Annotated in this window: 12 protein-coding genes; 6 read left to right on the forward strand and 6 right to left on the reverse strand. The window is 44.4% G+C overall.

What is annotated here, in order from left to right:
- Positions 1-227: 227 nt before the first annotated feature.
- Positions 228-470 carry a hypothetical protein gene (locus D7D25_RS17850; protein WP_148038869.1) on the reverse strand — a complete coding sequence of 81 codons (243 nt, stop codon included), beginning with the start codon at positions 468-470 and terminating at the stop codon, positions 228-230.
- Between the two features lie 1,109 nt (positions 471-1,579).
- Here D7D25_RS17850 and D7D25_RS06530 point away from each other — a divergent pair.
- On the forward strand, positions 1,580-2,734 hold the full coding sequence (locus D7D25_RS06530; RefSeq protein ID WP_122968145.1) for a DNA-binding transcriptional regulator: 1,155 nt from the start codon (positions 1,580-1,582) through the stop codon (positions 2,732-2,734).
- Positions 2,735-2,879: 145 nt separating this feature from the next.
- Here D7D25_RS06530 and nhaA read toward each other — a convergent pair whose 3' ends face one another.
- Entirely contained in the window at positions 2,880-4,073 is a 1,194-nt protein-coding gene (nhaA, locus tag D7D25_RS06535) for a Na+/H+ antiporter NhaA (protein ID WP_122968146.1), read from the reverse strand.
- Positions 4,070-4,783, reverse strand: coding sequence for a dipeptidase PepE (pepE, locus tag D7D25_RS06540; protein ID WP_122968184.1), 714 nt, complete (start codon positions 4,781-4,783; stop codon positions 4,070-4,072). The genes nhaA and pepE overlap by 4 nt, the downstream gene beginning before the upstream one ends.
- Before the next feature lie 392 nt (positions 4,784-5,175).
- Between pepE and D7D25_RS06545 the strand changes: the two genes are divergently transcribed.
- The gene (locus D7D25_RS06545) at positions 5,176-5,835 is read left to right on the forward strand and encodes a DNA alkylation repair protein (protein WP_122968147.1); all 660 of its coding nucleotides are present in this window, start codon (positions 5,176-5,178) and stop codon (positions 5,833-5,835) included.
- 3 nt (positions 5,836-5,838) lie between these two features.
- Here the strand turns inward: D7D25_RS06545 and D7D25_RS17855 are convergent, their stop codons facing one another.
- A complete protein-coding gene (locus D7D25_RS17855; RefSeq protein WP_148038870.1) occupies positions 5,839-6,024 on the reverse strand; it encodes a hypothetical protein in 186 nt (61 codons plus the stop codon).
- Positions 6,025-6,072: 48 nt separating this feature from the next.
- Positions 6,073-6,546: a 23S rRNA (pseudouridine(1915)-N(3))-methyltransferase RlmH gene (rlmH, locus tag D7D25_RS06550; RefSeq protein WP_122968185.1), complete on the reverse strand. Its 474-nt coding sequence runs from the start codon at positions 6,544-6,546 to the stop codon at positions 6,073-6,075.
- A gap of 555 nt (positions 6,547-7,101) precedes the next feature.
- Between rlmH and nadC the strand changes: the two genes are divergently transcribed.
- The 4 genes from nadC to D7D25_RS06570 are packed head-to-tail and all read left to right on the forward strand — an operon-like array spanning position 7,102 to position 12,016.
- On the forward strand, positions 7,102-7,956 hold the full coding sequence (nadC, locus tag D7D25_RS06555; protein ID WP_122968149.1) for a carboxylating nicotinate-nucleotide diphosphorylase: 855 nt from the start codon (positions 7,102-7,104) through the stop codon (positions 7,954-7,956).
- Positions 7,957-7,962: 6 nt separating this feature from the next.
- Positions 7,963-8,397 (forward strand): dCMP deaminase family protein, encoded by a 435-nt coding sequence (locus D7D25_RS06560; protein WP_122968151.1) that lies wholly within the window; start codon positions 7,963-7,965, stop codon positions 8,395-8,397.
- Positions 8,398-8,413: 16 nt separating this feature from the next.
- The gene (locus D7D25_RS06565; RefSeq protein ID WP_122968153.1) at positions 8,414-10,054 is read left to right on the forward strand and encodes a S41 family peptidase; all 1,641 of its coding nucleotides are present in this window, start codon (positions 8,414-8,416) and stop codon (positions 10,052-10,054) included.
- Between the two features lie 3 nt (positions 10,055-10,057).
- Positions 10,058-12,016, forward strand: a complete 1,959-nt coding sequence (locus tag D7D25_RS06570; RefSeq protein ID WP_370453839.1) for a polysaccharide biosynthesis protein — start codon at positions 10,058-10,060, stop codon at positions 12,014-12,016.
- Between the two features lies 1 nt (position 12,017).
- Here the strand turns inward: D7D25_RS06570 and D7D25_RS06575 are convergent, their stop codons facing one another.
- A complete protein-coding gene (locus D7D25_RS06575) occupies positions 12,018-13,856 on the reverse strand; it encodes an ABC transporter ATP-binding protein (RefSeq protein ID WP_122968156.1) in 1,839 nt (612 codons plus the stop codon).
- Between the last annotated feature and the right edge of the window lie 650 nt (positions 13,857-14,506).

A 14,506-nucleotide genomic window follows, 5' to 3' on the forward strand; every position in this document is an offset into this window, starting at 1 on the left:
CTGTTTAGACAAAACAAAAGACAGCACTCATCTTTTGGACAAATGCACCGGTTATCGGAAAACAAACAGGCAAGAAGTACTTAAAATTTCATACGCGTGCTCCGGGCAACAACCTTGGGTGCTTGCCTGTTGAAGTCAGTTTCATATTCGACCTGGATTCCTTCCACATCTTACGCCAGTAGAAAATCGACCTTTTTGTTTCCTGTCATGTTAGCCCGTAACTTCCTTTAGCCTGCGGGGCAGACAGGGTCAGAGGGGGCAAGTTGAACCTTGTATCCCATTTTTTCCAACTCTGACTGCAGGTATCTCCTTCTTCTTTTTTCGATCCTGCTGTTCAGGTATTCTTCCCCCAGTTCATTGTAAAGTACCCCGTCCCTGAGGATATGGTATGCCGATTTGAGGATGGAGTGCGCCACCGCCACAGCGGCCCGTTTCTTTCCCCGCCTGGCTGCCAGGCGGTGGCAACGCAAGGTAAAACGTCCCCCTGGTGTGTGAAGGCGTCCATGCGGCCCGGATCAGGATCTCCTTTGCCTGTTTGTTCCCGTGGGGGGCGTCCGCTTTTTTTAACCCGCACTCTCGTCATTCTCCGGGGATACTTCACCGGGCTGCTTAAATGTTTCTCCTTAGGAAAAACATCCATCTCCAACCCGATCTCGGCGACAAGATCCTCGACGCTCTTGCGGTTCAAACCCGGGGGCTTCAGCACGTGGTAGACGGGTTTCCAGTAAACACAACTACTTTCCATCACCACGTGGGTTACACCATTCTCCAATAACCAGTCTTTCAATTCTGTCAAAGAGCTAAAAGATAATCAACTGTCACTCAGATTATTTTAAGTGGGCAGTAGTGTTAATACATAATAAATAATGATTTTTTTGACTCGTAAGTCTCATCGTTAATTCCATACCAACTGACAAAAAAATTTAGTGCTTTATTTTTTTATTTGTAGCCTTAAAGTGTTATTTATGAACGTATTAATGATCAACAGTCTTTTTCATGTTTCTAAAGATTAGTTGATAATTCATGCCTTTCCGTTAAAAAGGGGCCGCTTGCAGATGCTTCTTTCCATCCGCATATAATGCTGCACGATGGTAACAAGAGAATAGGCGCAGATAATCGTCGGGTCAAAGTCATATACTTATATTTATACATGAACAGAAGGTTTCCTGAAAAAGTACAATTTCAAGTCCGTTTGTAAAGAAAAATCTTCGCAACCAACTATATTTCAATTATTTCAAATAGCGGGACAGCAGCTTTATTCATTTTAATTTTCTCGTTCAAATGTCTGGAAAACTGAATTTCCCCATGGGTAAATTTCAATGTAAAACGCAGGGTATCCATTATCTAATTCCTGTTTTATTCTTATCACCCCCTTTCAGAAACTGTTATTTTTTTGTAAAACATAAGGCAAAAATAAATCATGCATACCATGATTTATTGATAAATTACACATTTTTACTGACAATTTGCGCAAAAATCACACGCTATAATGTTAAAAAATGAACTTTGTATCTTTGCCGACGTTTAATTCTTTGTTATATTATCTGATATCCTTTAACTTCTTTTTTACGGGTGGACAATGATAAAAGTGCTTATACTTATAGACACATCGACGGAATTCAGCCGCCGGTTCCTGACCGGACTGATTCATTACGCCAACGAAAACAATCATTGGACTTTTTACCGCCTGCCGGCTTATTTTAAAACTCTTTACGGGGAAGTTGGCATTTTAGAGCGGATTAGAGAATGGAAAATCGACGCCATCATTACCCAATGGGAGTATGAGAAGGTTGATTTTTTGGAGCAACTGGATATTCCCATATTCATCCAGAGTTATAAAGACATCAATAGCCGATTCTCTAAAATATCAGGAGATTTTCAGGGGGTAGGAGCCATGGCCGCCCGATTTTTTGCAAAAAGACGTTTCACCCGGTTTGCTTTTTATGGAAATAAGGATTTCTTTTGGTCGAAAGCCCGAGAGGAAGGTTATCGGCAAGAGGTGGAAAAACTGGGCGGGGACTACTTTTATTTTGAATCCGGGCCCTTGAATGATATGCATTGGAGCAAAAGCCATATTGCCTTGAACGATTGGTTGTTGTCACTGCCCAAACCCATTGCGTTATTGGCCTGTGACGACAACTTTGCCCTGCAAGTATCGGAAATGTGTAAGGTGAATGATATCAATATTCCGGACGAATTATCCTTGCTGGGTGTGGATAATGATGAGCTGATATGCAACTTGTCGCATCCTTCCATTTCATCGATTATAACCGATGATAAAAACGGAGGGTATCATGCCGGCAAAATGCTTCATAAGGCAATTATAAACAACGATAATTCTCCTTTTAATATTAATATTGATCCCATTCGGATTGAACTGCGCCAGTCCACGGAGAAGTACAACATTTCGGACAACCATATAAAAACGGTGATAGATTATATCCATGAGAATATCCGGATGGATATCTCCATTGACGAGCTGACGGCAGTAGTCCCGCTTTCCCGCCGAAACCTGGAGAAGAAATTCAAGGAAGCCACCGGAACTTCAGTCTATCGGTTCGTATTGGATAAGAAGGTGGACTTGATATCCGCCGAGCTGCTGACAACGGATAAGGATTTGTTGGATATTGCCGTTGAAATGGGGTTTAATGATGTGAGGAATGTTTACCGGATATTTAAAAAAAACACGGGGTATACCCCTGTCAGTTACCGGAAAAAATATTTGCAAAAGTAATGGAACAGGGAATTTTCCCATCGGTAAGCAGCGGGTCGCCGGAGTGGGTACCTATGGCGCCATTTCTTAATAATGGCGGGGTTTTCCCTATGTCTTAACGGTGGGGCAATTGCAAACTACAGAAAAACAAACTAAGTCCTTGGGTTTACGTTTCGACCACTTCTTCTTTTTTTGGGGAAAATGCTTTGAGCCAGATATACCCTACTACCATAGCCACGGCCGAAGCAATCAGTACCGACAGTTTCGCGATATCCATCATCATCTTATCATCAGGAAAAGAGAGGTTCGACACGAATATGGACATGGTGAAGCCGATACCGGCCAATATGCCGATCCCGATAAACTGGGCCCAACGGATATTGGCTAACCTGACCAACCGGAGTTTGACCATCAGATACACAGCAAGGGTAATGCCCAGCGGTTTCCCGATGAACAGACCCAGAATAATTCCGAGAGAAAGAGGGGAAGCCAGTCCGGATATGGCCGCCGGCGTGATGAAAATACTGGTGTTGGCCAATGCGAAGAGGGGGACAATGAAAAAGTTGACCGGAAGAGTGATTCTTCTCTCAAATGCGGGCATCTTGCTTATGGGAAGAATAAAGGCAAGTATTACCCCGGCAAATGAAGCGTGGATGCCCGATCGGAACATGCAATACCACATGATCACTCCTAGCCCGGCTGTCACAATATAAACCCATTTGCGGTGGAGATAGCGGTTAATAAGGAATATCACGATCCCCACGGCAGCCACTCCCGCTAACCATATCAAATAAAGCGAAGAACCATAAAACAATGCGATAATGAGAATCGCACACAGGTCGTCTATAATGGCCAATGCTGTCAAAAAGACTTTCATGGAATGGGGAACCGCTTTACCTAAAAGACTTACCATGCCAAGGGTGAAAGCAATATCTGTGGCGGTCGGTATAGCCCAGCCGTTTGAATAGGCTGTGCCGGCAGTGATTAAGGAAAAAATAACTGCCGGAAAAGCCACTCCGAACAACGCGGATGCGGTGGGGAGCATCATCCTGCTAACAGACGAGAGTTCCCCGGTGGTCACTTCCTTTTTGATGTCGATCGCCACATGGAAAAAGAACAACGTCATCAAGGCGTCGTTTATGAAATGGATGATGGTATGTGGAAGGTGCAGATGGTCAAACCCGGGAATCGACATCTCCCAGAGATGAGAGTAAACTTCTCCAATCCCTTTGATATTCGTTAATGCCAGCGATAGGAGAGTGCATAACAATAGAAATACACCTAACGACCTGCTGTCGTTGATGATCCGTCGCAATAGCGACGCGCCAGGTTGGAGGCTGCTAATATGTCCGGTACTCATTTTCGTTGCAGGAGAAAACTGAAATCATCTTCATTGGAAAGCTCCATGGGTTCCTGCCCGTATTTGAAGATACGGGCCTTACGGGGGCCTATCAGTTCCATCTCTTGATCTTCCACAAGGAGCATGGTGCTTTCACGGAGTCCCACTACATAGATATCGCGGTTAACCTCTATAAACTCTTGAATGCGTACCTCTCTGGTCTCGCCGCCATGATTCGCCGGATGATCATCGAGATAATGGGGGTTGATCTGGAAGGGAACCAATTTCAAGGTTTTAAATTTCAGCGGTTCCACAATAGGCATGTCATTGGTAGTCCGCAAAGTAGGGCAGGCTATGTTGGAACCGGCACTCCAACCGATGTACGGGGTACCTTTCCTCACCTTTTTACGGATCACTTTCATCAGTCCTTTTTCCTGAAGCATTTTTACCAACTGCCACGTGTTTCCGCCTCCCACCACAATGGTATCGGCATTTTCAATGGCTTCCACAGGATTGATGAAACGATGAATAGCTGTGACATGATGACCTATTTCGGCGAAACGGGCATTCACCCTCTCTTCATATTCATCGAAAGAAAAAGTGACCGCCGCATATGGAATAAAAACGGCGTTACTCGCTTTGTCTCCCAGAAATTCTTTGATCCGGTCCTTGGGATACTCCAGATATCCTTCTCCGGGATTGGTGGAGTTGCTGATTAAGAGGAGTTTCATCATTTATATATTTTTTTACCACTATTGTTCGAAAATATATATAATAAGCTGATTGACAGATAGTTATAAATAACAGACCCTTGTTTTAAAATTAGAGTGTATTAAACTGTTCCTCAGCTCGTTATAAAGATTTAATATTTTTTTATCGGACAACAATGATTTTTAATTATAGTGCAAATATAATGAAAGCTGAAGAAGAAACCAAACTTGTTTGAGTTTGTCCGAAGCGTATCTTAATATTAGGAAAATATAATAAAAGCCGGGAGAATGGTGAAATTCGTTGAACTTTTCCAAGGCACTCTCACCTATCCTGCAAATATAGTGAAAAATGCTTGTTTTATTTCTGAATAGCGTAATTTTGTAGCCAAACAGAATAAGTAACAGCATAAGGAATGGAGACAATTTTACGTAATATACGGGCCGATCTGCGGATGTCGATGAACGGTGTGACTGCCGCCAGTATGCGGGCCAAAGGAGTAGGGTATCGTATGAATTTCGGGGTGGATGTCCCCCGGCTCAAACAAATCGCGGCCAAGTACGTGCCGGATAAAGTATTGGCGGAAAGAATGTGGAAAGAGGATGTGCGTGAGTTGAAAATACTGGCGACAATGCTGTGTCCGCCTGTCCGGTTTTCCAAGGAAGATGCCGGGCGTTGGGTACAGGGTGCCACCAATCAGGAGATCCGTGAGCAGGTTTGTAAAAATCTTTTCCAGGAGTTGTCTTATGCCGATGAATTGGTGCGGGAATGGACCGGAAATGAAGATGAAACCATCCGGACTACCGGCTATTGGCTTTTTGCCAGGTTGTGCATAATCCGCGCTGACGCGATAAACCGCGTCCGGTCTGAAGAGTTATTGGAAAGAGCGAAAGCCGATCTGAAAAACGAATCGCTGCTACTGCGTCAATCGGCATTGAATACGCTGAAGTTCTTTGGCAGACTCTCAACCGATAACGCGGAAAAGGTGATGTGGTTGGTGGCCGATTTTGAATACGCTGCCGATCCGCTGGAGAAAGAATTCTTTGACCTGCTCTCTTTTGAGTTCAAGCTCTAACAGTCACTCTTTGAAATTCTTGCCGATAAAAAACAACGAGAGAAGCAGATTCAAAATAAGAAAGGCGCCACTTCCCGCTAAAAAAAAACCTTTCCACCGGGGAAACACTATCAGGGAAATCACTGACGCAACTGCAATCAGTGCGATGATGACCCACATGACAGTAAGGATTGTTTTCTTTTTTGACATATTGAATTTATGAATGAATTTACTACAAATTGACACAAAAGTAAGCATTTATTCGTGATGATAAGGTTCATTCTGTAAAATGGTCATCGCGCGGTAAAGCTGTTCGGTGAAGATCAACCGCACCATCTGATGGGTAAAAGTCATTCTGGATAACGACACAACTTCGTTCGCTCTTTCCCGGACCCCGTCAGAAAATCCATAAGGCCCTCCCACAACGAAAATCAACCGCTTGATAGCGGAAAAAGTCTTTTTCTCTATATATCCGGCGAATTCCGCGGAGGAGTATTGTCTCCCCTTGTCATCGAGCAGTATAACATAGTCGGAGGGCTGCAACCATTTCAGCAGTTTTTCCCCTTCCTGCTTTTTTTGTTCTTTTTCAGAGAGATTTTTTGTGTTTTTTATGTCGGGAATAATCTGCATCTCGAACGGAATATAGTAATTGACCCTCTTCCTGTATTCTTCCATGATTTGTGAAAAAAGGGGATCGTCCGTCTTACCTACGGAAAGCAAAATAGTTTTCATTCGTTGTGCTCTCGTTATTTGTTCACCCTGTTCAGGTGATTCTATTTTGTTGTTACTCGGCTTCGCCATTATACCTGTTTCGCATTGTCCGGCCTCAATGTCATTCGCATTTCGCGCGTTGTTCATTTGCTTCGCTCATATTTTATTATGTTGGCAACAACCAGAAAACAACCGAACAATGACTGAACAACAACCCAATAACCTCCGGATACGAGTAATTTGGCCTCAGAAAATCAAAAAAGCTGTCTTTCAGGACAAATATAATGGTTTATTTCTTATTTTTGCACTGAAATTCTAAGAAGCTGTTTTGAATTTTTTCATCCACTGTTTTTTAGCCATTTTTTGATGGATTTGGATTTTCGTTGATTGATATGTGGCGGGCTACTTAAAAGAAATGAAATTTCAAAGGTGCGAAAAAGGGCAAAAAACGATATGAAAGAGTGGAAAAATAAGCGTAAAATAATTACTCGTAAAATTCAAAACAGTTTCTTAGAAAAAAATAACAAAACGGAGGGATTGTTTGTTTTATAGTATACGAAGCAATATCGTTTTAATATGACAGAAAAAGAGTTAATTCAAAACCTTATCCGGTTGGCTTTTGCAGAGGATATCGGAGACGGTGACCACACCACCCTCTGTAGTATTCCTGAGACGGAACAGGGACAATCGAGATTACTTATCAAGGAAGAAGGTGTGCTTGCCGGTGTGGATATAGCCATTGAAGTATTCCATACTTTTGATCCGGCCCTGCGGGTGGAGATTTTTCTCCACGATGGTTCCCATGTTAAGCCGGGAGATGTGGCTTTTATTGTGTCAGGGAAGATACGCTCCATTTTACAGACCGAACGGCTTGTACTCAATATTATGCAGCGGATGAGCGGCATCGCCACCCTAACCGACAGCTATATGAAACTACTTGAAGGTACGGCGGCAAAAGTGCTCGACACCCGGAAAACCACGCCGGGAATGCGTATCCTGGAAAAACAAGCTGTCCGGATCGGAGGAGGAGAGAACCATCGGATAGGGCTGTTTGATATGATCCTGTTGAAAGACAATCATGTGGATTTTGCCGGAGGAATTGAAAAAGCTATCTGCGGCGCACAAAACTATTTAAAAGAGAAAAACAAAAAACTCAAAATTGAGATAGAGGTAAGGACCCTGGATGAACTTGAAGAGGTACTCCGTGTAGGAGGCGTGGACAGGATCATGCTCGATAATTTTACTCCCGCGCAGACCTTCGATGCGGTGAAGATCGTGAAGGCGGTGAATGAACATGTGGAATTGGAATCGTCAGGTGGGATCACTATCGATACCATTCGTGAATATGCCGAAACCGGGGTGGATTATATATCGGTGGGAGCGCTGACTCACTCGGTGAAAAGTCTCGACATGAGTTTAAAAGCAATCTGATGTGACATGCAACAAAACGAGGAAAAGCAGGATTTGCTCGATAGGCGGTATATGCGTATGGCCTTTATATGGGCGGAAAACTCTTATTGCAAACGCAGAAAGGTCGGCGCGCTCCTGGTGAAAGACAAGATGATCATTTCCGACGGTTATAATGGCACTCCCTCCGGTTTTGAGAATGTGTGTGAAGATGAAAATGATATGACAAAGCCTTATGTGCTTCATGCCGAGGCGAACGCGATTTCGAAAGTGGCCCGGTCCAATAACAGTAGTGACGGAGCCACGCTGTATGTCACCTCTTCACCTTGTATTGAGTGTGCCAAGTTAATCATCCAGGCTGGTATAAGCAGAGTGGTCTTTGCCGAGAATTACCGGTTGAGCGATGGAATTGATCTGTTGAGAAGAGCCAATATTGAACTTGTCTCGGTGGAAATTGATAAATAGTAACAGGAGTGATTGGATGAATGCAGGAAAAAGGGGCAGAATATGGCTGCCTTTATGGATAGGCTTTGGTATCGCAGTGGGTATATTTATCGGGAGCAGATATAGTCAGTTCGGACGTTCCGGAAGTGTGGAAGGATCCGGAAAGATCGATGCTGTGCTGAACTATGTCAAGGAGTCGTATGTCGATACGGTCAATATGCGCCAACTGGTGGAGGATGCGCTTCCCAATATCATACAGGAGCTGGATCCTCATTCAGAATATATCTCCGCTGCCCATATGAGACGGGTGAACGAAGACCTGGAAGGCCATTTCTCGGGCATTGGCGTTAACTTTTATGTCCTGAGAGATACCATTGTGGTAACAGGTATCGTGCCGGGTGGACCGTCTGAGGCTGCGGGTATTATGCATTGGGACAGGATCGTGACGGTGAACGATACTTTAGTCGCCGGCACGAAACTCCGGAATGAGGAAGTGATGGAGAGGTTGCGTGGCGAAATGGGCTCCGAAGTGAAATTAGGTGTCATAAGAGCCGGTGACGACCGCATACATGAGATCACGGTCACCCGGGGCGATATCCCCATGAACAGTGTCAATGCTGCTTATATGCTGACGGACAGAATCGGTTTTATCAAATTGGGGAAGAATTTCGGGTTCAACACCTTCAGCGAATTCATCTCAGCCATATCGAAGTTGAAAAGCCAGGGCGCCAACTCGTTTGTGATCGATCTCAGAGGAAATGTGGGGGGATCGTTGGATGTGGTGGTGGCTATGGTGAATGAATTTTTGAACAGAGGAGCCCTGATCGTATATACCCAAGGTCGGAATTTTCCCAGGAGTGACAGCTATGCGAACGGGTCGGGAACCTGCAAGCAAGACGAAGTGGTGGTGCTGATAGACGAATTTAGCGCATCCGCCAGTGAGATCTTTGCCGGAGCTATCCAGGATCACGACAGAGGGTTGGTGATTGGCAGACGCTCATTTGGCAAGGGACTGGTACAGGGACAGCGTAACTTCCCTGACGGTTCGGCAGTGAGGCTCACCGTGGCCCGCTATTACACAGCTTCGGGCAGATCTATCCAACGCGGATATGAAAGGGGAAGATATGATGAGTATGAAATGGAGGCCATCAACCGTTATATCGAAGGAGATTATGTGAACGTAGACACAGTGTCCAACCATCTTATTCCTTTTCAGACAGCAGGAGGCAGGACCGTCTACGGTGGAGGCGGAATCATGCCTGATATCTTTGTGCCTCGAGACACGGCAGGGATAAATCCCTATTATAATCTGGTTGTGAATAACCGGTTAGACGAGAAGTATGCCATGCTTTATTCCGATATCAACCGTGAAAAACTGAACAGCTTCGCCACTTGGAAGGAACTTTACCGCTATTTGCAGCAACAACCCTTGTTGTTAAACCTGGTGAGCTTCGCGGATCATAACGGTATCAGAAGAAGGCCTTACTATGTGCAGGAATCGAGCGAATTACTGGAGAACACAATGAATGCCTATATTATTCGGAACTTTTTTGGGGAGGAAGCTTTCTGGGCAGCCTACCATAAGGAAGATCCATTGATTAAAAAGGGCATTGAATTGATAGAAACAGGGAAGACCGCACATCAATCTATTGTGAACCAAGAGTATAAACTTAACTAGACTATTATGAGCAATTTAATACATAATTTTTTATCGAATAGGGTTTTATCCCGTTTCTCAATTTTCATGATAGATATTCTCATGATTATGTTTTCCTGCCTGACGATGTATCTGGTGAGATACGGGTTTGTCGGACTTACGCCGGAAGTCAGAGCGGATGGAGTCACATTAGCGATAATCCTTATTTTTGTCAATGCTCTCACCTTTATATTATTCCGCACATTCAGTGGTATTTTGAGGTTCTCATCTTTCTCCGACCTGATGAGGATTACCTATGCATTGATCCTTGGTTACGTTTTTACTTATCTGGCTATTATGATCGTGAAGAGATATTATCCGGGTTTTTATCTGGATGATATTACTTTCATCTCTGTTTTCTTTCTCAATACGTTCCTGATGATCTTTTCAAGGATACTCACGAAAGAGGTGTATGAATTCATTACCGGGAGAAATGTGAAACCGGTCAATGTGTTTATTTACGGCACCAAGGAAGCCGGTATCAGTGTTGCAAAAGCATTGAAGGGAAATAGCGAATTTAACTACCGGGTACTGGGGTTTATTTCGGACGAAAGCCAGATGGTGGGTAAAGAATTGATGGGCACAACTATCCATGCCAATAATGAAAATATTTTCAGGACGATGGAAAGTAAAGATGTGAAGACGGTCATCGTTTCGCCTCAGCAGATGGAGGAGATAAAGAATGCCGATCTCCTCAGTAATTTTGTGGATCATAATATTTCGCTGCTGACCACAGTCCCTCTGAACGAATGGAATGGGATGATCATAAGTAAGGAGCAGTTGAAAGATGTGCAGATTGAAGATCTCCTGCCCCGCGATCCAATCCATATCAACATGTTAAAGATAGCCTCAAATATTGAAGGCAAACGAATAATGGTGACAGGCGCCGCCGGGTCGATTGGCAGCGAGATTGTCCGCCAGGTAGCCAACTTCAATCCCTATAGTATTATTCTTATAGATCAGGCGGAAACCCCCTTGCATGACATGCGGCTCGAGCTGAAAGATAAATGGAGGGAACTCCGCACCGAGATCATTGTGGCCGATGTTGGCAATGCCAGCCGGATGGAACGTATCTTTTCCAGGACACGGCCGCAGTATATTTTCCATGCGGCGGCTTACAAGCATGTGCCCATGATGGAGGACAATGTGTCGGAATCGGTGCAGACCAATATCCTTGGGACAAAGATCGTCGCAGACCTGGCTGTGAAATACAATGCCGACAAGTTTGTGATGGTCTCCACCGACAAGGCGGTGAACCCTTCAAATGTGATGGGTTGTTCCAAACGGATTTGTGAGATCTACGTACAGTCCCTGGCGAAATATATAGCCAAAAGCGGGAAGAGAACTACGCAGTTTATTACTACCCGCTTTGGCAATGTGTTGGGATCGAACGGTTCGGTAATACCTTTGTTCAGGGAGCAGATAAAGAACGGGGGGCCTGTCACCGTGACCCATCCGGAAATCATACGTTACTTCATGACCATTCCGGAAGCGTGTCAGTTAGTGCTCGAAGCGGGAGCTATGGGTAAAGGCGGGGAGATCTATATTTTCGATATGGGCAAGCCTGTCAAAATCCTGGATCTGGCAAAAAGGATGATACGGCTCTCCGGCTCAAAGAATATCAAGATAGAGTTTACCGGACTGCGGCATGGGGAAAAACTCTATGAAGAGTTGCTGAATATAGCCGAACATACCAAACCTACCTATCATGAGAAAATCATGATCGCCGATGTCCGTGAGTATGAATATGAGGAGGTGAGCCGCAAAGTGGATGCGCTCATTCATTCTTCTTTTGAATATGACGATATGCGGACTGTGAAGAAGATGAAAGAGATCGTTCCCGAATTCCGGAGCATTAACTCCCCTTTCGAAGCGGTAGACCGGTTATTGGAGAGAATCTCTGAAAAGGAAACCCTTATCCCTGTTCCTAAGGATAAGGGATAGATTATCCGCTTGGATCGCGTTGTGTGTCACATAACGAAGTGTAGTATCCTCCTTGTGCATAAAGGGTGGAATGTTGTCCCGATTCCACGATTCGCCCATCTTTCATCACATAGATCTCATCAGCATTTTTGATGGTGGATAATCTGTGGGCTATCACAATGGTGGTCCGGTTTTTCATCAGTTTTTCCAGCGCTTCCTGTACCAGCCGTTCCGAATCGGTGTCGAGTGCCGAGGTGGCCTCGTCCAGGATCAGGATCTTCGGGTTTTTCAGTATAGCCCGTGCAATGCTGATGCGTTGGCGCTGTCCTCCCGACAGCTTACCGCCCCGGTCGCCGATATTGGTTTGATAGCCCTGTTCAGTAGCCATAATGAACTCGTGGGCATTGGCTATTTTTGCAGCGTTGATCACCTCGCTTTCCGTGGCGTTGGTAACCCCAAAGGCAATATTATTATAAAAGGTGTCGTTGAACAGGATGGCTTCCTGGTTTACATAGCCCATCAACGATCTCAGATCCCGCACTTTCACATCTTTTATGTTGATCCCGTCGATGCGTATTTCTCCTTGCTGGATATCATAGAAGCGGGGTAGCAGGTCTGCCATCGTCGATTTTCCGGATCCCGACTGACCTACCAGAGCGATGGTCTTTCCCTTGTCGATCTTCAGGTTTACCCCCTTGATGACCCACTCCGTTTCATATTTAAACCAGACATCCTTGTAATCTATATAGGAGTCAAATGTGATCTGGACAGGTTGTGCCGGGTCGGTAATCTTGTTATCAGCCATCAGTATCTTGTCGATACGTTCCATCGATGCCAGGCCGCGCTGTACGGCATAAGCCGATTTGGAGAATTCTTTGGCCGGATTGATAATACTATAGAATATAGTCAAATAATAAATGAATGAGGCGGCGTCGATTATGCTGTTACCTTCCAATATCAATGTGCCTCCAAACCATAGTACAATAGCGATGGTGATAGTACCCAGGAGTTCGCTCATGGGGTGTGCCAATTGCTGCCTGCGTGCGATCCTGTTCGACATGCGCCGGAAGTCGTTATTGCCGGCATGAAACCTTCCGGAAATTTTGTTTTCCGCACCGAATGCTTTGATCACTCTCAACCCGCTGAGCGTTTCCTCCATTTGTGACATCAGTTCACCCCACTTATTCTGCGCCGCGAAAGAGCTCCTTTTCAGGCTTCTGCCTACGCGCCCCATCACAAACCCCATTACCGGCAATACCACCATCACGAAGAGGGTGAGTTGCCAACTCAGTATTACCATGGTAGTCAGATAAATCAGAATAAGGATCGGGTTCTTGAAAAGCATATCGAGGGAACTCATCACCGAGTTCTCCACCTCGTTCACATCCCCCGATACCCGGGAAAGAATATCCCCTTTTCGTTCCTCTGTGAAAAAACCGAGCGGGAGAGAAAGCACCTTGTCATTGATCTGGTTCCGTATATCTTTCACTACGCCGGTTCTTATAGGAATGAGAAAGTAAGAACCCAGATAGGCAGTCCCCGTTTTCAGCAATGTCATCACGATCAGGAAGGTCGCCAGCGCCATCAGCGTGAAACTGCTTCCATGTGTTTCGATAAGCTGTGTGATATACCAATTCACATTATTCAACAGGATTTCCACGAATGGGTAATCGGAGCTATCCCAATTGATAAAAGAGAAGCTCTCCCTGTTTATTTTGAATAACACCTGGAGAATGGGAATAATGGTGGCCAGGGAAAAGACATTCAATATAGCTGTCAATATATTGAAAATAAATGCCAGGATGACATATTTCTTATAAGGGGGTAAAAACCGTTTTAAGATATGAATAATACCTTTCATCTGTTTGTGCTTATTTTGTGCGAAGATACTTATAAAATGTGGTTCTATAGGAAAAATTGCATCTTTTCACTTTTTAATGGAATTTCCCACCCTGTTGTTTATAGCTCTCTTTTTCGATGGAAATGTTGTCGTTTTTTCCTCCATTTTTAAGAGAAAGTCCGGAGAGAGAATTTCCGGGTCTTTCTCCCGATTGAGACCCGATGCTCATTTTTTCTGTCAACCTGAAAAAAAAGATTATTTTTCTTCATGAGGTAATGGTTTGATCTTCATTTGTTTGTTAGAAAGTCGGAAAAAAAGACAGAAAAAAGAGTGATTTTTCTTGTTGAATTGTTTGGATGGTAATAAAAGAGTTTCTATCTTTGCACCCGCTTTCAGGAAATAAGTACTGAGGTGCGAGACAATAAAAAGCGATCTTTAGTAAATTTACATATACGTTTTTAAGAAGACAAAGCAGAGTATACAAGCGGTCGAGGTCTGTTCATCAGTGGGAGGGGTCTTTCGGGTCCCCCGCCATGGTATGAAAGGCCGAGATCAAATTGGTACCCGTTCAATAAAATACAGGAAAAAGGAATGAATCGTGAATCCGGGGGTTCGGGAGAGAGTCTTTTCGTGGTTATTTTTCGTTTGTCCGCATTCCGGATCAGTCCGGG

Origin of the sequence: Proteiniphilum sp. X52 (genome assembly GCF_003712195.1) — a bacterium.
Classification (GTDB): Bacteria; Bacteroidota; Bacteroidia; order Bacteroidales; family Dysgonomonadaceae; genus Proteiniphilum.